The 21,390-nt window shown below is 62.0% G+C and carries 20 protein-coding genes; 16 read left to right on the forward strand and 4 right to left on the reverse strand.

What is annotated here, in order from left to right; translation table 11 throughout:
- Positions 1–122 precede the first annotated feature (122 nt).
- A complete protein-coding gene (locus ACFVSI_RS21285) occupies positions 123–869 on the forward strand; it encodes a phosphoglyceromutase (protein ID WP_387828252.1) in 747 nt (248 codons plus the stop codon).
- A 149-nt stretch (positions 870–1,018) separates the two neighbouring features.
- On the opposite strand, the gene phoU is transcribed toward ACFVSI_RS21285, so the two are convergent.
- Positions 1,019–1,672: a phosphate signaling complex protein PhoU gene (gene phoU, locus ACFVSI_RS21290; RefSeq protein ID WP_144661628.1), complete on the reverse strand. Its 654-nt coding sequence runs from the start codon at positions 1,670–1,672 to the stop codon at positions 1,019–1,021.
- A 197-nt stretch (positions 1,673–1,869) separates the two neighbouring features.
- Between phoU and ACFVSI_RS21295 the strand changes: the two genes are divergently transcribed.
- Both ACFVSI_RS21295 and ACFVSI_RS21300 read left to right on the forward strand, forming a co-directional pair.
- Positions 1,870–3,153, forward strand: a complete 1,284-nt coding sequence (locus tag ACFVSI_RS21295) for a sensor histidine kinase (RefSeq protein ID WP_387828298.1) — start codon at positions 1,870–1,872, stop codon at positions 3,151–3,153.
- Positions 3,150–3,830, forward strand: a complete 681-nt coding sequence (locus ACFVSI_RS21300; RefSeq protein ID WP_020608526.1) for a response regulator transcription factor — start codon at positions 3,150–3,152, stop codon at positions 3,828–3,830. Before ACFVSI_RS21295 ends, ACFVSI_RS21300 begins: the two co-directional genes overlap by 4 nt.
- 94 nt (positions 3,831–3,924) lie before the next feature.
- On the opposite strand, the gene ACFVSI_RS21305 is transcribed toward ACFVSI_RS21300, so the two are convergent.
- A complete protein-coding gene (locus tag ACFVSI_RS21305) occupies positions 3,925–4,494 on the reverse strand; it encodes a hypothetical protein (protein ID WP_387828301.1) in 570 nt (189 codons plus the stop codon).
- 291 nt (positions 4,495–4,785) lie between these two features.
- Here ACFVSI_RS21305 and ACFVSI_RS21310 point away from each other — a divergent pair, with 291 nt between their 5' ends.
- The 6 genes from ACFVSI_RS21310 to rlmB all read left to right on the forward strand — a co-directional run bounded on the left by ACFVSI_RS21310 (position 4,786) and on the right by rlmB (position 9,621).
- Entirely contained in the window at positions 4,786–5,268 is a 483-nt protein-coding gene (locus ACFVSI_RS21310; RefSeq protein WP_009357288.1) for a CarD family transcriptional regulator, read from the forward strand.
- A 119-nt stretch (positions 5,269–5,387) separates the two neighbouring features.
- Entirely contained in the window at positions 5,388–6,170 is a 783-nt protein-coding gene (gene ispD, locus ACFVSI_RS21315; RefSeq protein ID WP_387828255.1) for a 2-C-methyl-D-erythritol 4-phosphate cytidylyltransferase, read from the forward strand.
- A complete protein-coding gene (gene ispF, locus ACFVSI_RS21320) occupies positions 6,170–6,712 on the forward strand; it encodes a 2-C-methyl-D-erythritol 2,4-cyclodiphosphate synthase (RefSeq protein WP_387828258.1) in 543 nt (180 codons plus the stop codon). The genes ispD and ispF overlap by 1 nt, the downstream gene beginning before the upstream one ends.
- The gene (locus ACFVSI_RS21325) at positions 6,705–7,061 is read left to right on the forward strand and encodes a hypothetical protein (protein ID WP_387828261.1); all 357 of its coding nucleotides are present in this window, start codon (positions 6,705–6,707) and stop codon (positions 7,059–7,061) included. Before ispF ends, ACFVSI_RS21325 begins: the two co-directional genes overlap by 8 nt.
- 35 nt (positions 7,062–7,096) lie before the next feature.
- Positions 7,097–8,557: a cysteine--tRNA ligase gene (gene cysS / locus ACFVSI_RS21330; protein WP_387828264.1), complete on the forward strand. Its 1,461-nt coding sequence runs from the start codon at positions 7,097–7,099 to the stop codon at positions 8,555–8,557.
- An 80-nt stretch (positions 8,558–8,637) separates the two neighbouring features.
- Entirely contained in the window at positions 8,638–9,621 is a 984-nt protein-coding gene (gene rlmB / locus ACFVSI_RS21335) for a 23S rRNA (guanosine(2251)-2'-O)-methyltransferase RlmB (RefSeq protein WP_387828267.1), read from the forward strand.
- 156 nt (positions 9,622–9,777) lie between these two features.
- Here the strand turns inward: rlmB and ACFVSI_RS21340 are convergent, their stop codons facing one another.
- A complete protein-coding gene (locus tag ACFVSI_RS21340; protein WP_387828270.1) occupies positions 9,778–10,587 on the reverse strand; it encodes a carbon-nitrogen hydrolase family protein in 810 nt (269 codons plus the stop codon).
- A gap of 118 nt (positions 10,588–10,705) precedes the next feature.
- On the opposite strand from ACFVSI_RS21340, the gene glgX reads away from it, so the two are divergent.
- The 7 genes from glgX to ACFVSI_RS21375 all read left to right on the forward strand — a co-directional run bounded on the left by glgX (position 10,706) and on the right by ACFVSI_RS21375 (position 18,640).
- Positions 10,706–12,820, forward strand: a complete 2,115-nt coding sequence (glgX, locus tag ACFVSI_RS21345; RefSeq protein WP_387828273.1) for a glycogen debranching protein GlgX — start codon at positions 10,706–10,708, stop codon at positions 12,818–12,820.
- Positions 12,821–12,845: 25 nt separating this feature from the next.
- Positions 12,846–13,343: a ribonuclease domain-containing protein gene (locus ACFVSI_RS21350; RefSeq protein ID WP_387828276.1), complete on the forward strand. Its 498-nt coding sequence runs from the start codon at positions 12,846–12,848 to the stop codon at positions 13,341–13,343.
- 22 nt (positions 13,344–13,365) lie between these two features.
- Complete coding sequence (locus ACFVSI_RS21355; RefSeq protein ID WP_274262808.1) at positions 13,366–13,725, forward strand: barstar family protein; 360 nt, start codon at positions 13,366–13,368, stop codon at positions 13,723–13,725.
- A 342-nt stretch (positions 13,726–14,067) separates the two neighbouring features.
- On the forward strand, positions 14,068–14,376 hold the full coding sequence (locus tag ACFVSI_RS21360) for a hypothetical protein (RefSeq protein WP_020608525.1): 309 nt from the start codon (positions 14,068–14,070) through the stop codon (positions 14,374–14,376).
- A gap of 384 nt (positions 14,377–14,760) precedes the next feature.
- Positions 14,761–15,417 carry a hypothetical protein gene (locus tag ACFVSI_RS21365; RefSeq protein WP_387828280.1) on the forward strand — a complete coding sequence of 219 codons (657 nt, stop codon included), beginning with the start codon at positions 14,761–14,763 and terminating at the stop codon, positions 15,415–15,417.
- Positions 15,414–16,625, forward strand: coding sequence for an HlyD family efflux transporter periplasmic adaptor subunit (locus ACFVSI_RS21370; protein ID WP_387828282.1), 1,212 nt, complete (start codon positions 15,414–15,416; stop codon positions 16,623–16,625). Before ACFVSI_RS21365 ends, ACFVSI_RS21370 begins: the two co-directional genes overlap by 4 nt.
- Before the next feature lie 14 nt (positions 16,626–16,639).
- Positions 16,640–18,640: an ATP-binding cassette domain-containing protein gene (locus ACFVSI_RS21375; RefSeq protein WP_387828284.1), complete on the forward strand. Its 2,001-nt coding sequence runs from the start codon at positions 16,640–16,642 to the stop codon at positions 18,638–18,640.
- 113 nt (positions 18,641–18,753) lie between these two features.
- Here ACFVSI_RS21375 and glgP read toward each other — a convergent pair whose 3' ends face one another.
- A complete protein-coding gene (glgP, locus tag ACFVSI_RS21380; RefSeq protein WP_387828287.1) occupies positions 18,754–21,378 on the reverse strand; it encodes an alpha-glucan family phosphorylase in 2,625 nt (874 codons plus the stop codon).
- Positions 21,379–21,390 lie beyond the last annotated feature (12 nt).

The following is a 21,390-nucleotide window of genomic DNA, read 5'->3' on the forward strand; positions in this document are numbered from 1 at the left end:
GTCACTTATGGCCCCTTCCGCGGCGTTGGATGGGCCATAAGTGACCCCGCGTTGCTGTTGATCCCGGCGGGAACCCCGTAACGCCGGGCGGGGCAGGGGGCCGCTCGGCTAGGATGAAAACCATGACTTACAAGCTGATTCTGCTGCGCCATGGCCACAGCGAATGGAACGCCAAGAACCTGTTCACCGGTTGGGTGGACGTTGACCTGAACGACCAAGGCCGCAAAGAAGCAGTGCGCGGCGGGGAGCTCCTGGTGGAGAACAACATCCTCCCGGACATCCTCTACACCTCCCTCCTGAAGCGCGCCATCAACACGGCCAACATGGCCCTGGACAAGGCTGACCGCGGCTGGATCCCGGTCAAGCGTGACTGGCGCCTCAACGAACGCCACTACGGTGCCTTGCAGGGCAAGGACAAGGCCCAGACCCTTGCCGAGTTTGGCGAAGAGCAGTTCATGGAATGGCGCCGCAGCTACGACACCCCGCCGCCGCCGCTGTCCGATGACAGCGAGTTCTCCCAGGCACACGACGTCCGTTACCAGGACCTCGGCGACGCCCTGCCGCGCACCGAGTGCCTCAAAGACGTCCTGGTCCGTCTCCTTCCGTACTGGGAATCGGACATCAAGGAAGACCTCAAGGCCGGCAAGACCGTTTTGGTCACGGCCCACGGCAACTCCCTGCGCGCCCTGGTCAAGCACCTGGACGGCATCAGCGACGACGCCATCGCCGGCCTGAACATCCCCACAGGCATCCCGCTGGTGTACGAACTCGATGAAGACTTCCAGCCCGTCACCCCCGGCGGAACCTACCTGGATCCCGACGCCGCGGCCGAGGCCATCCTCGCGGTAGCGAACCAGGGCAAAAAATAAGGCTTCGCGGTTCTTCGCCGGATGCTCGGTCGTTCCTCCCTTGGACGCATTTCGGCCGAAGAACGCGCTGCGCCGCAGTAAAAGGCAGGCGGCCGGTCACCTTCGCAGGAAGGTGACCGGCCGCCGTCGTATGTTCTGCAGTTTGAGCGCTAGAAGCCCTCGGGCTGCCATTCGCCGGTCACGAGGTAGGTGACCTTGCGGGCCACGGAAACACCGTGGTCGGCGAAGCGCTCGAAGTAGCGGCTGGCCAGCGCGACGTCCACGGTGGTGGCTGCTGACTCGCTCCAGTCCGGCGAAGCGATTGCCTTGAAGACGCTGAGGTGGAGATCGTCCACGGCGATGTTGATCTTGAGGATGTCGCGGGCCACTTCGAGGTCGCGGGTTTCGAGAAGTTCAATGACCTTCGCGACGATCTCGATGTCATGCTGGGCCATGGCCTTGAAGGTCTGGGTCAGCGAAGCCGGGATCACCGTTGCGGGGTAGCGGAGGCGTGCCAGCTGGGCCACGTGCCGGGCGAGGTCACCCATGCGTTCGAGCGAAGCACTCATGCGGAGCGAGCCGACAATCATGCGCAGGTCGCTGGCTACGGGACCTTGGAGGGCCAGGATGTCGATGGCGCGCTCGTCCAGGCTGTTCTGGAGGAAGTCGATCCGGGCATCTGCCGCGATGACATCCTGAGCAAGATCCACGTCGGCGCCTTCGAAGGACGTTGTGGCCTTCGTGATTGCTTCGTGAACCAGCTTGGAGATCTCGATGAGGTCGTCACCTACCTGGGTGAGCTCCTCTTGAAAAACCTTGCGCACTAAGGCGTCCTTTCCTTGGAAATCCTGTCCCGGGACGGGGACGGACTTCAAAACCATTGGCAGTCCAACCAGTAACTGTGTCAGGGCCCCATGAACTGTTTGGCACCTTTAGATGAACGTTAGTTGAACCGTGGACGATTGGCGCCTGATCAATGCTTCGGCCTGATTCCACAGCATAAGCTGGAGACGTGGATCCGTTGCTTATAGGTGTCATTGCAGGCCTGGTTGGCTTGTCGTTGGGCGTCTTTGGCATGCTCGCTTTCAGGATCAGCGAACGTCAGCGCAGCATCGTGGATCTGGATGTCACCGAGCCACTGCTCCCTGAAGGTGCAGCGGAAGTCCTTGCCGTCGTCGGCCGTGCGTTCGTCGTGGTGGACGCTATCGATGGAGTCGTCCGCGCCAGCCCTGCCGCCTACGCCTATGGCCTGGTCCGGGGACACACGGTGGTCCACAAACAGCTCCTGGACATGACCGCGAAGGTCCGCCGTGACGGCGTGATCCTGGAGGAACAATACGAACTCCCGCGTGGCCCTTTGGGTAAAGGAACCATTGTGGTCCAGGTCCGGGCGGCCATGCTCGGCTGGGAATATATCGTTTTGTTGGCCGACGACCGCACCGAGATCACCCGCACCGAGGAGATACGGAACGACTTCGTGGCCAACGTGTCCCACGAACTCAAGACCCCCGTCGGCGCGATCTCCCTCCTCGCCGAGGCACTGGAGGCATCGCCCGATGACGAAGAAGCCGTGCGCCGTTTCGCCAAGCGGATGCACAAGGAATCCGGCCGGCTGGCCGCGTTGGTCCAGGACATCATCGAACTCTCCCGCCTTCAGGGCGCCAACGTTGCGCAGCAAGGCAACAGGGTGGACATCAACACGGTGATCACCGAGGCTGTGGACCGTTCGCAGCTTCCGGCCGAAAGCAAGAACATCCAGATAGTGGTGGGCGGCCACTCCGACTCCCTGGTGTTCGGCGACCGCGATCTCCTGGTGACGGCCCTGCGAAACCTGATCGATAATGCCATCCGCTATTCGCCGGAGAACACCCGCGTGGGCGTCGGTGTCCGGACGCGTGAAGGCGTCGTAGCCATTTCGGTCACCGACCAGGGCGAAGGCTTGACGCCCGAGGACCAGGAGCGGGTGTTCGAACGCTTCTACCGCGTTGACGCTGCGCGCTCCAGGCACACAGGCGGCACCGGCCTCGGACTCAGCATCGTCAAGCATGTGGTCTCCAACCATGGCGGCGAAGTGACCGTTTGGTCCCAGCCCGGCCAGGGCTCCACCTTCACCATCCGCTTGCCGGAGATGGAAGAGCAGGACAACGACGCCGGCCTTCCGCCTTCCGTAGCCACCGCGGCCGTCGCCGTTGGGTCCGCAGGTGGCCCGGTCGCCGTCGAACGTGAACCCGCTACCCAGCAACCCCAGCACGTGAATCAGCAAGGGGGCGCCAGCGGCGCCCGAGAACAAGGAGCCAGCGCTTGAGCCGGATTTTGATAGTTGAGGACGAAGAGTCTTTCAGCGACCCCCTGTCCTACCTTTTGGGCAAGGAGGGATTCGACGTCGAGGTGGTGGACAACGGCAGCGACGCCTTGGTGGAGTTTGACCGTAACGGCGCAGACCTGGTCCTCCTGGATCTGCAGTTGCCGGGAACCCCGGGGACAGAAGTGTGCCGTCAGTTGCGCCAGCGCTCCAGCGTCCCGGTGATCATGTTGACCGCCAAGGACTCGGAGATTGACAAGGTGGTGGGGCTGGAGCTGGGGGCGGATGACTACGTCACCAAGCCCTACTCGTCCCGCGAGCTGGTGGCCCGGGTCCGGGCGGTCCTGCGCCGGCAGGGCGAGCCCGAGGAGCTCATTACGTCCACAGTTCAGGCGGGCCCGGTTCGCATGGACATCGAGCGCCACGTGGTGAGCGTCAACGGCGAGCAAGTTTCCTTGCCCTTGAAGGAATTTGAGTTGCTGGAAATGCTGCTGCGCAACTCCGGCCGCGTCCTGACGCGCGGGCAGCTCATCGACCGCGTGTGGGGTTCGGACTATGTGGGGGACACCAAGACCCTGGATGTGCACGTGAAGCGGCTGCGCAGCAAGATCGAGCCGGATCCGTCCGCGCCGCGTTACCTGGTGACGGTGCGCGGCCTGGGCTACAAGTTCGAGCCCTAACCCCCAGAACCGGGCAACCCCCAGAACCACATGGCAAAAAGGAAGGGTCCCGCCGCGGCGGGACCCTTCCTTTGTGTCGTTCTTAGCGCGGGGCTTAGTGGCCGGCCGCGGAACTCGTGGTGGCAGACGGGGTTGCCGAGCCGGACTCGGTACCAGTTGCGCCGGGAGTTGCCGAGCCGCTGGGGGTTGCCGAAGGGCTGGGCAGGTACTTGGCGTATTCCGGGAGAGTGCCGTTGACTACCGGGATGTTGACCGTGGTGGAGTCGGATCCGCTGCGGACCGTCACGGGGGTCAGTCCGCCCGGGATCACACCCGCGGTGCTGAGGATGGCGGGGTCGGCGGTGTCGTTGAGGTAGGTTTCCGACATTGCCTTGACCCGGATTTCCGTCTGGGCGCCGTTGGCACCACTGAAGGTCACGGTGGCGTCGGAGTTTGACTGGTTGAACACAGCGCCGATGACGCGGCCGGGCTCCTTTTCGCCGGAAGCAACAATCAGCATGTTCCGCAGCTGGAGCTTGCCGAGGTCGGCCCTGACCCCGTCCGAAGCCGAGTACTGGTGCGAAGTCTGCTGGGCGTTGACGAAGCCGCAGCCGGTAACGGACAGAAGACCGACGCCGATCGCAGCGGCCGCAATTGCCAGCTTGCCGCGCTGGACAGTGTTCATCGCAGAAATGCGCACGACACCTACTCCTAGAGTCATTGGAAACTTTTTCAGCCATAGCCTATCGGCAAACGGCCCAAAACAAGGATTCGTGAGGGCTTTGTGGCGGAGGCGACGGAGAAGCCGCGGTCCCAGGGATACCTGTCTGATGCATCTTTCAGCCAATACGTCAAGAGCTTGGATGAACCCGTTTAGGGCCTCTTTCCCAGTATTGGCGCGGGAGAGGGGGCCGTTCGATGCCAGTCGTATGCCTTAATCGTGATAGACTAGTCTGCGGGAAAGGGGAAAGTCCACATGGTTTTTGAGGTCGGCGAGACAGTAGTTTACCCTCACCACGGTGCAGCAAAAATTGAGGAAATCAAGATGCGCACCATCAAGGGCGAAGAGAAGATGTATCTCAAGCTCAAGGTGGCTCAGGGTGATCTGACCATTGAAGTTCCAGCAGAGAATGTTGACCTTGTTGGGGTCCGGGACGTAGTGGGCAAGGACGGTTTGGAGCACGTGTTCGATGTTCTCCGCGCCGAGTTCACTGAAGAGCCCACCAACTGGTCACGTCGTTACAAGGCAAACCTGGAGAAGCTTGCTTCGGGCGATGTCATCAAGGTGGCAGAGGTCGTCCGCGATCTTTGGCGTCGTGATCACGATCGCGGCCTTTCCGCTGGTGAGAAGCGCATGCTTGCCAAGGCTCGGCAGATTCTGATTTCAGAACTGGCCCTGGCTGAGAAGACAGACGAAGAGAAGGCTGCAAGCGTTCTTGACGAGGTCTTGGCTTCCTAAGAATTGATGCCCGGTGGTGCGAAAGCGCCGCCGGGTTTCTTTTTGCCCTCAAGGCTGATCAGCGGCGGACTAAGCCGGAATGTGGGTATTTTACCCATATCGTGCATACCCTTGTGCCCATGACTCATCCTTCCAAGCGCGCCGTTACGGCCGTGATTGTGGTTGCCGCCGGTTCCGGTGAGCGCCTCGGCTACGGCATGCCCAAAGCCCAGGTTCCGTTGGGCGGCGAAACCATCCTGATGCACGCCCTGCGCGGAGTTGTCGCCTCCGACGTCGCCCGTCAGATCTGCGTGGCCGTGCCCAAGGGTGACACCGCGCTGCGCGCTTCGATCGCGGACTTCACGGTGGACTTGGTGGACGGTGGTCCTGAAGTGACAGTCGTCGACGGCGGATCCTCCCGCGCGGATTCCGTCCGCGCCGCTTTGGCTGCTTTGGAAGACGGTACCGAGTTCGTCCTCGTCCATGACGCTGCCCGGGCCCTGGCCCCGGAGCGGGTCTTTCAACGGGTTGCCGATGCTTTGTCGTCCGGTGCCAAGGCTGTGATTCCCGCGATGCCGGTGGTTGACACCATCAAGACCGTCGCTGAAACGGATCGTTCGGATGCCTCGATTGCACCGGAAGTTGTCACGGGCACAGCTCCCCGGGAACAGCTCCGGGCCGTCCAGACCCCCCAAGGTTTCGAGCTGGCCACCCTGCAACGGGCCCACCAGGCCGCCGAACTCTTCGACGACAAGCAGGCTGCAGCAGTAACCGACGACGCCATGCTGGTGGAACTCCTCGGTGTCCCGGTCCATGCTGTCCGGGGGGCGAGCCAGTCCCTGAAGATCACCACGCCATTGGACCTCATCATCGCCGAAGGGCTCCTGGAAGGTCCGTTGGGAATGCGTTGGGTGGAGGGCTGATGGCGCTGGAGAACATGATCTTGCCGCGGACCGGCATCGGGATCGACGTCCACGCTTTCGCTCCCGAAGACGACCCCCAGCCGCTGTGGTTGGGCGGCCTGCACTGGGAAGGCGAACAGGGACTGTCAGGGCATTCCGACGGCGACTGCGTCGCGCACGCTGCCGCTGATGCCCTCTTCTCGGCGTGCGGCATCGGTGATCTTGGCACACACTTCGGCACGGACCGGCCCGAGTACGCAGGCGCTTCCGGCGTGACGCTCCTGTCAGAAGCGGCCCGGATCGTTCGAGCGGCAGGTTTCGAGATAGGAAACGTGGCGGTCCAGTTCGTGGCCAACCGTCCCAAATTCGGGCCACGGCGGGAAGAGTCGCAGAAAGTCCTCAGCCAAGCGGCCGGGGCCCCGGTCAGCGTCACAGCAACCACCAGCGACGGCCTGGGGTTCACAGGCCGCGGCGAAGGTATTTCGGCCGTGGCCACCGCCCTGGTCTACGCGGTTGCTGCTTCCTCCCACCCGGGTCCTGCGAAAGGTGCGCCCCATGCGTAGACCAAGCGTCGGCGTCGTGCGTTCCGCAGTGGTGCTGCCGGCCGCCCTGGCCGCCGCGCTCCTTCTGGGAGGTTGTGCAGGGACGCCCAGAATGGACGTCAAAGCCAGCTGCGACTTCCTCAACAACGATGCCTTCAAGCCGGACGGCAACCAGCAGCAGCAGTCGAAGCAGCTTGCCGAGCACTATCACGAGATCGCGGAAAAGGTAGCGCCCGAAATCGGCGATCCCATCAAGGAGATGGCCGCGATCATGGACAAGGCCGCCGCATCGTCGCTGGGTGCGGCCACGCAGGAGCAGCAGGAAAAACTCAAGGTTCAGTTCAACAAGATCGGCGAATACTGCAAGTAGGCAGGTCACGCCGCGTCATCGGCTAATCTGGAGCGGTGACCCTGCGCTTTTATGACACCGCCTCCGCCGAAGTCCGCGACTTCGTTCCCCTCGAAGACGGCAAGGCCAGCGTGTACTACTGCGGGGCCACAGTCCAGGGAATGCCCCACGTGGGCCACGTCAGGTCGGCGATCGCCTTTGACCAGCTGACCCGCTGGCTCGAATTCCGTGGCCTCCGGGTTACCGTGGTGCGCAATGTCACGGACATCGACGACAAGATCCTGGCCAAGTCCGCGCAGTCGTTCGAGCCGGAGTGGGATTCCGAACCAACGGCCCGCCAGGCGGAGGAATGGTGGGCCCTGGCCTACCGCTACGAGCAGGAATTCGAGAAGGCCTACGAGTCCCTGGGTGTGCAGCGTCCAACGTACGAACCCCGTGCCACAGGACATATCCCGGAGATGCACGCCTTGATCCAGCGCCTCATGGACCGAGGCCATGCCTACGCCGCCCCTGACGGATCCGGCGATGTCTACTTCGACGTGCGCTCCTGGAGCAAGTACGGCTCGCTGACGCGTCAGAACATCGATGACATGCAAGGCGCCACGGACGTCGAAGCCCAATTCATCAGCAGGAAGCGCGACCCCCGCGACTTTGCGCTGTGGAAGGGTTTCAAGGACGGCGAGCCAGTCACTGCCAAGTGGGACTCTCCCTGGGGTGCGGGCCGGCCTGGTTGGCACCTCGAGTGCTCAGCCATGGTCACCAAATACCTGGGGACGCGCTTCGACATCCACGGTGGGGGACTGGACCTGCGCTTCCCGCACCACGAGAACGAGATGGCCCAGTCCCAGGCCGCCGGTGATGACTTTGCCAACTTCTGGATGCACAACGGCATGGTCACGTACGAGGGCGAAAAGATGTCCAAGTCCATCGGGAACACCGTGAGCCCGGCGGAGATGCTGGAACTCGCCTCGCCCCGCGTGGTCCGCTACTACCTCGGCCAGGCCCACTACCGGTCCGTGCTGGATTACCGGCCCACCTCGCTGCAGGAGGCTGCGGCCGCCGTCGAACGCATTGACGGGTTCATCTCGAAAGCGTCCGCCAAAGTCCCTGGACGGACCGACGTGGCACCTCAGGCCAACATGCCGGCCGCGTTCAGCGCCGCCATGGATGACGACCTCAACGTTCCCCAGGCCCTCGGTGTGCTGCACGAAACCGTCCGGGCAGGAAACACTGCGCTGGCCGCGGGTGACCTGGAAGCCGCCAAGGCAGCCCTGTACAGCGTGCTCTCCATGACCGAGGTGCTCGGTTTGGACGCAGTGAAGCAGCCCGAAGCCGAGCAAGGCCGTGAGCACTCTGCGCTGAAGGTCCTCGTCGAAGCGCAGCTGGAGGCCCGCGCCGCAGCCAGGGCCGGCAAGGACTGGGCTGCGTCCGATGCCATCCGCGACACGCTCGCCGCTGCCGGCGTCGTCGTCGAAGATGGTGCGGACGGCGCCAGCTGGAGCCTCAAGCGCGACTGACAAAGCGGCACTGCGGCCGAATTGCATTGGGTCAGTAGACTTGATTCCAGACTTACTCACAAAATCAAGGATGGAACCCCATGGCCAACAACGGTAACCGGTCGGTCAAGAAGAAGAAGGGCCCCTCCGCTGGTACCGGAGGTCACGGCCGCAAGGCTCTCGAAGGCAAGGGTCCCACTCCCAAGGCGGAAGACCGCGTCTACCACAAGGCCTACAAGAACAAGCAGCTCGCGGAGCGTTCGGCCGCCAAGCGCGGAGCCGCACGTCCCAGCGGCGGCGCACGCTCGGGTCCGAAGGGCCGCGCCACCGAGGAACTGGTCACTGGCCGCAACTCCGTGGTGGAAGCCCTGCGCGCGGGCATCCCGGCCAAGGCGCTGCACGTTGCCATCCGCATCGAAATGGATGACCGCGTCAAGGAATCCCTCAAGCTCGCAGCCGAGCGCGGTATCCCGCTGCTGGAGACCGGCAAGCCCGAGCTGGACCGGATGACCGAGGACGCCGTCCACCAGGGGCTCGTTCTCCAGATCCCGCCGTACGAGTACGAAGACGCGTACGAGCTCGCCGAGGAAACAGTGGCCAAATGGAAGAAGGGGCACATTTCCAACGCACCCCTCTTCGTGGCACTGGACGGCATTACCGATCCGCGCAACCTCGGCGCCATCATCCGTTCCGTGTCCGCTTTCAGTGGCCACGGCGTGATCGTGCCCGAGCGTCGTTCGGTGGGCGTTACGGCGTCCGCCTGGAAGACCAGCGCCGGTGCCGCTGTCCGCGTACCGGTAGCCCGCGCGTCGAACCTCAACAACGCGCTCAAGCAGTTCAAGAACATGGGCATCTACGTCCTCGGACTGGATGGCGATGGCGATGTCTCACTGCCCGACCTCACGGTTGCCACCGAACCGGTCTGCATCGTGGTTGGTTCCGAGGGTAAGGGCCTGAGCCGTTTGGTTCGCGAAAACTGCGACCAGATCGTCTCCATCCCGATCGACTCGGCCATGGAGTCGCTCAATGCATCCATGGCCGTCGGAATTTCGCTGTACGAAGTGTCAAGGCAGCGCTCCGCCTAATTGGTGGATGTTTGCGGCGTCGCCGCCCTCCGCATGCTCGCTCGTCCCTCGCTTAGACGCATGCTTCCGGGCACCGACGCCGCAAACGCCGTATTTCCAGCGCTGCGTCGGCACTTCGTGGGCCGGTTCCGGCGGCTGGAGTGCTTTCGCTGGGAGTTAGAAGTTGCGGCGGTTGGCCAGGACCGGGAGCTTCTGACGGGCATCGTCCACCACGGAGGCGTCGAGATCTGCGAAGATCAGCCCAGGTTCGCCGTCGAGGGCTTCCAGGACCTGCCCGAAGGGAGACACGACGGCGGAGTACCCGACTCCCGTGGGTGCCGCGCCTTTGGCTTCGACGCCCTGGGTGGCGGGATCGCCCTGGCCGCACGCGAGGACGAACGTGGTGGTGTCCACAGCCCGCGCCCGGGCCAGGAGTTGCCACTGATCGGCCTTCCCCGGACCGGCTCCCCATGATGCCGACACAATGTTCACTACAGCACCCCGCTGCGCGTTGGCAGTGAAGAGGGCGGGGAACCGGATGTCGTAGCAGGTGGCCAATCCGAAGGTGAGGCCACCGGCGTCGAACGTTACTGGTTCTGTACCGGCCTCAACGGTGTCCGACTCCGCAAAGCCAAAAGCGTCGAAAAGATGGACCTTGTCGTAGCTGGCCTCCACGCCCGGGCCGGTGGCCAGAAGGGTATTGCGTACACGCGGTGCTCCGGTCTCCGTAGCAGCGCCGGGTGTGAACATGCCCGCGACGATGACCAATTGCAGTTCCTCCGCAAGGGCACGAACCTTGGCCGCCCACGGCCCATCCAGGGGCTCAGCGATGTCCAGCAACGAGTTTCCGAACGCGCGCATCATGGCTTCGGGAAAGACCACCAGCTCGGCGCCACCGTCCTTGGCGCGCCGTGCATACTCCTCCAGGAGCCGCAGGTTTTCGGCCAGGTCGCGGCCGGAGATGACTTGGGCGAGTGCCACGCGCACGATAGAACCTCCAATTCTCTGCCTCCCAGTATGCCAAGTTATGAAATCAGGAGGCAGTTCGTCGTCATATGGGCCGCCAAGGCCGCACATACCGGGCGTGGAACTAAACTTGCCTTCAATGGTTATGCCTATCTTTGACACAGAAGCCGCCGTCGATGCCTCACGGCCACGACCCCTCGGACTGAGCGCACCCCAGCCCGCTCTTCCTCATGCGGAGAGAGCGCAAAACCATGAAGTGAACGTGGCTGTTTTCGCACCGGACCTGGAACGGGTGGAGATCGTGTTCCAAGCACCGGGCGAATCATGGCGTGCCCAGATCCTTCCCAACACGGAAAATGACGTGCATTTCGGGCTGGTCGGCGGATTGCCTCCGGGAACGCGCTACGGCTTCCGGGCCGCGCCGTCCGAGGGCGGGCTTCCGATGCCGGTTCCGGCGCTGGACCTCGACGACGACGACCGGCAGCCGCTGCTGCTGGACCCCTACGGGCGGGCCGTGGACCAACGTGGCGAGTTCCTGACAAGCGTCCACGTGGACACTGGCTTCGATTGGGGCAACGACCAGCCGCCGCGTACCCCGATGCGGACATCCGTCATTTACGAGGCCCACGTCCGGGGCCAGACAATGCTCCACCCGGAGATTCCCGAGCACCTGCGCGGCACCTACGCCGGCATGGCGCATCCCGTGATGATCCAACACCTTACCGAGCTCGGCATCACTGCGGTGCAGCTGCTTCCCATCCACTTCCACCTGGATGAATCGCACCTCCAGGACCTCGGTATGACCAACTACTGGGGCTACAACACCGCGGCCTTCTTCGCTCCGCACGCCGACTACGCCACGGAAGCTGCACGCAATGCAGGTCCACATGCCGTGCAGGACGAGCTCAAGGGCATGGTGAAGCTCCTGCACGCAGCGGGGATCGAAGTCATCCTCGACGTCGTCTACAACCACACCGCAGAAGCCGGCCCCGACGGACCTGTCCTGAGCTTCCGGGGTCTGGGGGAGAAGCGCTACTACCGCCATGATGCCCATGGCCGTTACCTGGACACCACGGGGTGCGGCAACACCTTGGACTTCAGCGAACCCGTTGTGGTGGACCTCGCGCTCGATTCCCTGCGCTACTGGGTCAACGAGTTCCATGTGGATGGTTTCCGCTTCGACCTCGCCGTGACCTTGTGCCGCGACGCCGGAAACACCTTCGATCCCCGCCACCCCTTCCTGCAGGCCATTGCGGAGGACCCGGTTTTGTCCGAGGTCAAGCTGATTTCCGAGCCGTGGGACGTGGGCTACGGCGGCTGGCAGACAGGCCGCTTCCCGCAGGGTTGGTCTGATTGGAACGACCACTTCCGGGACGGTGTCCGCAGTTTTTGGCTTTCGGACCGTGCCGCCATGGAAGCCGGTGGCCAGGGCGGTTCGGTGGCGTCGTTGGCCGAGCTGATGGCGGGGTCCGCAAACCTCTTCGGTTCCTCGGGCCGCACGCGCCTGGCGTCAGTGAACTTCATTACGGCCCACGATGGCTTCACCCTCAAGGACCTGGTCAGCTACGACCGCAAGCACAATGAGGCCAACGGCGAGCAAAACCGCGACGGCCACGGAGACAACCGCAGCTACAACCACGGGGTGGAAGGCCGTAGTGAGAACGAGGCCATCGTTGCGGCGCGGGCCTTGTCGATCCGGAACCTGATGGCCACGTTGCTGATCTCCATCGGTGTTCCCATGATCACTGCCGGTGACGAACTGGGCCGTACCCAGCAGGGCAACAACAACGCCTACTGCCAGGACAACCCCACGGCCTGGCTGGACTGGAGCCGGACCCAGGAAGCCAACGCCATGTTCCGGACCACCCGGGAGCTGGTCAGGCTGCGCCGCTGGTTCCTCCGCCACCAGCCGGAGAGCTTCCCCGGCCAAGCCAACAGCTCCAGCCTTCAGTGGTTCGATGACAAGGGTCAGCGGATGACGCCGGCACGCTGGAACGATCCCGGTGTTCGTGCCGTCCAGCTGCTGATGGGCCATGAGGACAGCGAGATCCGCGGGCTGATTGTGGTGAACGGCAACAACCACGACGTCAAGATGGTGCTTCCGGAAATCCTGAGTGAGTCGGGCATCGGCAAGCGCATGTTCGAACTGCGCTTCACCACCTCGGTGCTGCACGACCGCCGGAAGGGCGCGTTGGTGGCCAGCGGCGAGCGGGATATCCTGCAAGCCAACACCATCAACATCTACCGCACCTAGGTACCAAGCACAGGGAGTTCTCTGCATGAACCGCAGCCGCAGCAAACTGGTGGCTTTCGCGGGACTGGTGATCGCCGTCGTCGTGCTGGTTGTTGCCATGGTGGGCGGAGGCGCGCTGACGGCGCCTTCACCGGCGCCAAGCGTCCAAACCACGACGCCGACACCTGGCCCTGTGCCCACGTCAACGGCCGCCGTGCCTGGCAAGACCACGGCCCCGCCGGCTGTGGAAAACCCCTCCGGCCTGCCCTCCATCAACGCCTCGCAGCTGCCGAAGGAAGCCCGCCAAACTCTGGCATTGATCGCCAAAGGGGGGCCGCATCCTTACGACCGTGACGGCGTGAACTTCGGCAATTTCGAGGGCCTGCTGCCCAAGAAGCCTGGGGGTTTCTACAAGGAGTACACAGTGCCCACGCCGGGGGAATCGGATCGTGGAGCGCGGCGGATCATCGTGGGTAAGGATGCCGCGAAGTACTACACGCCGGACCATTACGAGTCGTTCGCGTTCATCGTCGAGGACAAGTAGCCGAGGACACATAGAGGAGCCCATGAAGATCTACTCAGCAGACACCTGGACCGTGGAGGAACTGCAGGAGCAGGTTTCCGACGCCGGCCGCAGGACAGTCCTGGTGCCACCGGCAACCACCAAGCAGGCAGTCCTGGAGGTCTTTGGCCAGGTCCTGGACTTCCCCGAGTACTACGGCGTGAACCTGGATGCCCTGAACGATTCCCTCCACGACTACGCAGATGCCCTGTCAGAGGACGACGGCAGCCCCGTCACCATGATCTGGCAGGTCCCCGCCGCCTACCGCACGGACCGTTCCTTCGGCGTCGTGTGCGAAATCCTGCAGGACGCAGAGCGCTACGCAGGTCGTGACCTGGCGATCATCGCAGTTTTCGAGCACTAACAGCGCAAACATACCTTCCGTGCCGGCCAACGCCCGGACAGGAACCGCCCGGAATGACCTTGCAGCGAACCGACCTAGTGGGCATCGGTTCCCACGAGCGTTGTTACAACCGTCCATAAAGGTTAAGTTGCCCGCGCAAGCTAATCGTGACGTGAAAAATTGAATATTTCGATCGAATTTTTCTTTGTTTCGAAAGTTTGTATTTAAGCATCCTGAGCGATACGTTTTGGGAGAGGCGACTGTGCGCCTCGTCACTTGCGTATTGGGGAACGCGCCGAGTCAATTGCTGACCTCATATCGCACTAGCCAAATGAGGATCAAGATATAAAAAAGATTACACGGGTGGCTGCTGTGGCTGCACTGTCCGCCGGGGCACTCTTTACCGCCAGCCAGTCAGCGAATGCCAGTATCTTTTATGAAAACAATGATTACGGCGGCGCTACGTACGGAGCTGACTATTCGACTTGGATGGGGTCGTTTGACAACAAGGCAAGTTCGGTAAAGAACTTCGGCTACTACGTAACCTGGTGGCAGGACATCAACTACGGCGGAGCTGGCTTCGGCAGCGCGAACGACTATAGCGCCATGGGTTGGTATGTGCCCTTCCTTGGTACGTGGAACGACAATATCAGCAGCTTCCACCGGGGCTGAACCTAACCCATTGTTCGCTTGTCGTAGAGCGAGCAGCACCACGCTTTGGCCTGTCGATCAGAAAATCGACAGGTCAAAGTGGCTGTCCGATAGGAGGCTCGGCTGCTCGGTCGAGGCGCAAGAGGCGAGATTGGAGGCGGCACAGTGACGCGAAGAATTCCTGTACGAAGGGTGCGCTGGGCACGAAGTGTGGTCGGCCCGCTGGCCATGGGCGTCGCTTTGATTGTTTCAGCCTGTTCCGGGGCCCCGGGTAGTTCAATCACCCCGGACCCATCTGGAAGAGTAAATCTAGATTACGAGAATTCCTTGATTGTATTCCCGGTTGACGCATATAGAATATCAGCCCATGATCGTTCTCGAATCCTTCTTGCGAGAGAAGTGATCATGACCAATTGCATGCGGAAGTTTGGCTTCAATGATGATCCGAATGCAGCATATCCTGAGCCAGAGAATCGAGACTTTGGCGTATGGAATGTTGATCGTGTGAGGAAGTACGGCTTCCGGCTTATTGGCGAGGAGGCACAATCGAGCCAGGTACACGATGAGGCGGGCCCTTGGGGGGCGGCCAGGTACGAGTGTCTTTCGAGTGAAAAGAGCAAGATGGATGAAATTACTCCGCCAGACGATCTGATGAACGGTGGCGCCGCAGCAGCGATTGCCTTGAAAAGTTTGAGTATGGCATCAGAAACTGATGCCTGGAACGATGCAAAAGGCGATTGGGACGATTGCATCTCGGCTGCCGGCTTGACGCCGGGACAAGACCCCACCAAAGCGAAGTGGTCCAGCCAGCAGTCATTTGATCTGCAGGGGAGGATAGATCAGCGTAACCCGTCGAAGTCGGACGCTGCTGAGGGTGTCCGACTCGCCACGATTGAAGCCGAATGCAATCAGGAAGTACGACTAACCCAAACGCTCGGTGATATTCAAGCAAGCTACCAAGTGCCGCTCATCAGGCAGGATGAGGCGGTACTTACGGAACTCAAGAAGAAGAGCCAGCAGTACGTAGACGCCGCTGAGAAGTTGTTGAAAGAGATGCAGTGAATGATGTCCAGCCCCAGGAGAAAGCGATCGCGACCGCTGGCTTGAGCAGGCTCTCGCGACGGTGGCTGATCATTCTGGTGGCAGTGACCGCAATCATTTCCGCTGGGGTGGGCTTGGTGGCTGGCCGAATCTTTGATCAGTCAGAAGTTATTCGTCCCGAGGATTCTCTGGCTGAAGTTCCTGTCTATGCGACGGTTGAAAACCGTATCGTCGACGACCGCCTTACGTTTGCCGGAGTTGTAAAGGCTGGCCCCACAGTGCCGATCCTCATCGATTTGGAGGGACAAGAGCCGATTGTCGTGCGGCAAACGCTTCGGGCGGGAGCTACGTTAAAGTGGGGCGATCTTGTGGGTGTGGTTTCTGGCAAGCCCTATTTCGTTCTACCGGGTCCGCTCCCGTTGTACCGCGATCTTTCGCAAGGAGATGAGGGAGACGACGTGTTGGCTCTCCAACGGGCGCTTGTCCAGATGGGGTACATCACCCCCGAAACTGGTCACGTAGACAGCGCGACCTTGAAAGCTGCGTCCTCTTTCTTTGCCAGCGAAGGATTCACCTTGAGCAGCGGACGAAAGACCACCGAGACAAGCCGCGAACCGGAACTTGGAGCTACACCGGAAAAGCCGGCACCGGACGGGCCGATTCCCCCCTCGCTGTCGATCCCATTCAAGCAGCTACTTACACTCCCCGTAGCCAACGTGACTGTATCCACCGCCCTGGAGGTGGGGCAAAAAGTCACGGCCCAAACCCCTCTCGCCACGTTCCAAACCGACGACAACTACGTTGAGTTCGTCGCTGAGATCCAGCAAGCTGAGTCGCTCAAACCTGGGCAGGAGGTTACTGTCAGGGTATCGGAGAAGCAACTGACTGGACGGATAACTGGGGTAGGCCCATTCACGGATGCGGGGAATGGCCAACGTGCGGGACATCCCGTGACGGTAGAGCCGGTAAACAGGGCGGATGTCGTCCTGTTTACTCCCAATTTGAGCGTCACTGTGGCTGGTCAGGGTGGTGCGGCCCAGGCCCTCGCGGTGCCGTTATCTGGTATTCGGCAGGATGCCGAAGGGACCTACGTCCTCAAAACCTCTGGCGGGAACGCAACGTCGAAGGCCCCCATTACACGCGTTCCCGTCACTGTTCTTCGGTCGGGGGGAGGGTTTGCCGCAATTTCCGGTGAACTCAGCCAGGGAGACGAGGTCCAGATATCGTGAGGATTGTGCGGCCAGTGGCCCTCAAACCTAGAGCGAAAGATGCGGGCTCCGAGGACGCATTGGCCATCAGCTTGGAAGGAATATCGCGCACATATCCGGGTGCCGAGTTCTCCGCATTAATTGACGTCTCACTGAAAATTGAAGCGGGCGAGTTCGTGTCCGTTGTGGGCCCTTCGGGCTCCGGAAAATCGACGCTTTTGAACATCATGGGCCTGTTGGACAGGGCCAGCTCCGGCCGTATCGCTATTCGTGGTCAGGTTGTCGAATCCGCTTCAGAGCGAAGCCTTGACAGGATGCGACTGCATCTGATCGGGTTTGTTTTCCAGTCTTCAAACGTCCTCGGTGACGAAAGCGTAATCAGCAATGCTGCTATAGGTTTGCGGGTCCAGGGCGTGCCGATGGATGCGCGTGCAGCGATTGCCCTGGACGCGCTGAAGTTCGTTGGGCTTGAGCATAAGCACGGGAGCCAAGCTAAGCTCCTGTCGGGCGGCGAGCGGCAACGGCTTGCAATAGCACGCGCAATTGCGACGCAACCGCGGATCATCCTTGCGGACGAACCGACAGGCAATCTTGATTCAAACAACAGCAGACGGGTCATTGAATATCTTCGGAAGCTCAACTCCGAGGGTGTCACCGTAATTGTCATCACCCATGACTCCGAGGTCGCGAACCAAGCGGACCGCCGAATTCAGATTCGAGATGGTCGAATCACGAGTGACGTCGGCACCAATAATCATCCCAAGCGGCCCTCTCAGATTTCGGTCCACGCAGAGCCTACATTTGCGCGAAAGCGGCAGTCATGGGTGTCTTGCTTCATCCGTTCCCTCGTGGACGATTGGGGTGATGCACTTAACGCGTTATCCACCCGGACCCTCCGAACAATGCTCCTCATCCTTGCATTTGCGATTGCTATTGGCGGGATGACGGGTGCCCTGGGTATTAGTTCGACGACTTCGAATGCAATCAATAATCGGCTGGCGATCGCGGCACAGGAAAGGCTGGCCATCACCGTCGGAGACGGTCCTTCTGTACTTCGTGATGATTTCGACGAGCTTCGTGCCGGGGTAGACCGCATTACCCGCGTTCCTCACGTGGTTGGCGCGTCCTTTGTGTACTCAGCAGTTCCGGCAGACGTACGTATTACTAGAGTTGGACCTTCCGACCCCGAACCTGAAACGCCCTTGTCGCTTCATTCCTCCTCTAAGGACTACTTCAAGGACTTCGACATCAAGCTGATTCCCCAGAACAGCCGGAGTGCCTTCGACGACCCACGAGCCGGACCACTCGCAGTGGTGTCGATGAAGGCAGCAACGGCGCTCAACATACCGTTCAGTCAGAAAACTGGGCCTGTGGCCGGTGCGAGCATATGGATCGAGGACCGACTTGTACCGGTTGTCGGTGTATTCGATCCCGGTACTAATTTCCCTGAGTACTCCAACTCTGTATTCGTAGACGCCAGCATCATGCGTGCAGTCTCCAGGGCGGACCTTAAAATTCAGGTTCGAACCGAAAAGGGCTTTTCGGGGGCGATCGCCCAAGTAGCACCGCTGGCGTACTCGCCGAGCGACCCTGGTAAGGCTAGGGTCGACGTCACGGCCGATATTCAGTCGATCAGGCAGGGTGTGTCAAATGATCTCGGGTCACTCATCGCTTTGTTATCCCTCGTTCTCATACTCCTGGCCATTATCACTGCGGCTTCCTCGATGTACCTGACCGTCCAAAACCGGTCGGCCGAGATAGCCCTACGACGAGCGATCGGCTCTAGTCGATGGCTAATTTGCCGATCCTTCATCCTTGAGGGCTTCATCGTCGGAATAACAGCGGGTTCTCTAGGCGGGGTCATCGGAACCATCACGACGCTTTCTGTGTCTTGGATCCAGGCCTGGCCACCTGTGTTGCCCTCAGGGCTATGGCTGGTTGGAATCCTTCTGGGTACGGCCACCGGTATTGTGAGCGCCATTTACCCGGCTTGGGTCGCCAGCCGCAAGGATCCCGCTATTGCCATTCGCGGCTAGCAAGCCCCAAGAATTCGCTAAGGCTAAGACCCCTGTGTCCTGTTAAAACGTCGGTGGCCCGCCTTTCCGTTGTTGGGCAACAACGGAAAAGCGGGCCACCGACGTGATTGGGACTAGGCGTTCGCGATCAACCCAAGTTCAGCTTTGGACGCCAACGCCGAGTGCTTCGGGAAGACCCGGACGGTGTAGCCGAAGGAGCCTGAGCGGTTGATGACCAGCGAGCCGTTGAAGAGGTGCCGCCCGTTTCCGAGGTCCTCCACCGGGTCCAGCTCCGCCACGACGATGTCTTCGAGTTCGTCGGATTCCTCCGCACGCCCGAAGGCCACTTCCACGGAGACGTCGTCGGGAGTCAGGTTGTTCAGCGCGACGTAGGCGTTGACCTGGAGGCTGTCGCCTACCTGGGGCTCCTCGGAGACACCCACGGAGTCGACGTGTTCGACCACAACCTGAGGCCACGCCTCGCGGACCTTGGATGTCCACGCCGCGAGTTCCTTGGCTTCCTTGAAGGACTCGGCAACAGCCCTGCGGCCTGACACCGCGGCCGGGCAGTAGAGGTTGTTGACGTAGTCGTGCAGCATCCGTTCAGCCGAAACGGCAGGACCGAGGTGGGCGAGCGTGTGCTTGATCATGGAGACCCAGTGCGTCGGCACGGTTTCCTGGCTGGACTCGGACGGTCCTGCGGCTCCGGCCCCTTGGGCAACGGTTGTGCCGTAGAAGCGTGGTGCCACCTGGGTTTCAAGCAACTCATAGAGCGCCGCGGCCTCGATGTCGTCCCGTTCGTCAGCCGATGCCCCGTTGTTGGCCGTCGGGATGGCCCAGCCGTTCTCGCCGTCGTACATCTCATCCCACCAGCCGTCCAGGACGGAGAGGTTGAGCGAGCCGTTGATCGCGGCCTTCATGCCGGACGTGCCGCAGGCTTCCAGGGGACGCAGCGGGTTGTTGAGCCATACGTCGCAGCCCGGGAACAGCGTCCGTGCCATGGCGATGTCGTAGTTCGGCAGGAACACGATCCTGTGCCGGACGTCGGGGTCGTCGGTGAAACGGACCAGGTCCTGGATCATCTTCTTGCCGGCGTCATCTGCCGGGTGCGACTTACCGGCGATGACCAGCTGGATGGGGTGCTTGGGATCGAGCAGCAAGGCCTTCAAGCGTGCAGGGTCGCGCAGCATGAGCGTCAGCCGCTTGTACGTTGGCACGCGGCGGGCAAAGCCGATGGTGAGCACATCCGGGTCCAGGACGGAGTCGGTCCAGCCCAGCTCGGCATCGGCAGCTCCGCGTTTCTTCCAAGAAGCCCGGAGCCGGCGTCGGACGTCTTCGATGAGCTGTGTGCGGAGTTCACGGCGGAGGCCCCACACGTCCTCGTCGCTGACGTTGTAGGCCAGGTCCCAGCGTCCCAACGCTTCGGCTTCAGCCCCGAACTGGTGACGTGCCAGGGAGGAAATCCGCGGGTCCACCCACGTGGGGACGTGGACACCGTTGGTGACGGAGGTGATCGGAATTTCGGAATGGTCGAACCCTGGCCACAGGCCGGAGAACATTTCGCGGGACACCACACCGTGCAGCTTGGCCACACCGTTGGCACGCTGCGCCAGACGCAGGCCCATCACGGCCATGTTGAAGACCGAGGGGTTGCCGCCGTCGTAGTTTTCGCGGCCGAGCTCCAGGATCCGTTCCGTGGGCACCGCCGGTGCCAGTCCGGCGTCGAAGAAGTGCTTGATCTGCAGCGCCTCGAAACGGTCGATGCCTGCAGGTACGGGCGTGTGCGTCGTGAACACGGTGGACGCACGGCCGGCAGCGAGGGCTTCTTCCCAGCTGAGCGGGTTTTCGGGGTCCGACATGGCTTCCTGGATGCGTTCAATTCCCAGGAATCCGGCGTGTCCCTCGTTGGTGTGGAAGACCTCCGGCGCAGGGGTCCCGGTCAGTTCCTGGTAGACGCGCAGGGCCTTGACGCCACCCATGCCCAGGAGCAGTTCCTGCTGCAGGCGGTGGTCACCGCCGCCACCGTAGAGCCGGTCGGTGATGCCGCGCGCGGCTTCGTCGTTCGAGGGGACGTTGGAGTCCAGCAGCAGCAGCGGAACGCGTCCGACGTCGGCACGCCACACGTGCGCGTGAAGCTCGCGGCCGTTGGGCAGCGGCAGGGAAATGTGGACCGGCTTGCCCTGGCCGCCGTCCTTGGCCGGGTGGCGGAGCAGGGTCAGCGGGAGACCGTCCGGGTCCAGCACGGGGTAGGTTTCCTGCTGCCAGGCGTCGCGGGACAGGGACTGCTTGAAGTAGCCGGCCTGGTAGAGGAGCCCGACGCCGATCAGCGGCACGCCGAGGTCCGAGGCAGCCTTGAGGTGGTCACCGGCGAGGATGCCCAGACCGCCCGAGTACTGCGGGAGGACTTCCGTGATGCCGAATTCAGGGGAGAAGTAGGCAATGCATGCCGGAGCGTCCTGGCCGAGGCCCTGGTACCAGCGCGGTTCACTGAGGTAGCGGTCAAGGTCCGCCGCCGCTGCCTGCACACGTTCCACTACTTCGCCGTTGTTGGCCAGGTCCTGCAGCTGTTCACGGCTGATGGATCCGAGTAGGGCTATGGGGTCGTGCTGTGCGGCCTCCCACAGGCCGGGGTTGATGCTCGCAAAGAGTTCCCGGGTTGGCCGGTGCCAGGACCAGCGCAAGTTCGTCGCCAATCGGGCCAGCGGCCGGATGGGCTCGGGGAGGACGGTACGGACTGTAAACCTTCGAATTGCCTTCACGAGCGCCACACT

The organism is Paenarthrobacter sp. NPDC057981 (assembly GCF_042886835.1).
Classification (GTDB): domain Bacteria; phylum Actinomycetota; class Actinomycetes; order Actinomycetales; family Micrococcaceae; genus Arthrobacter.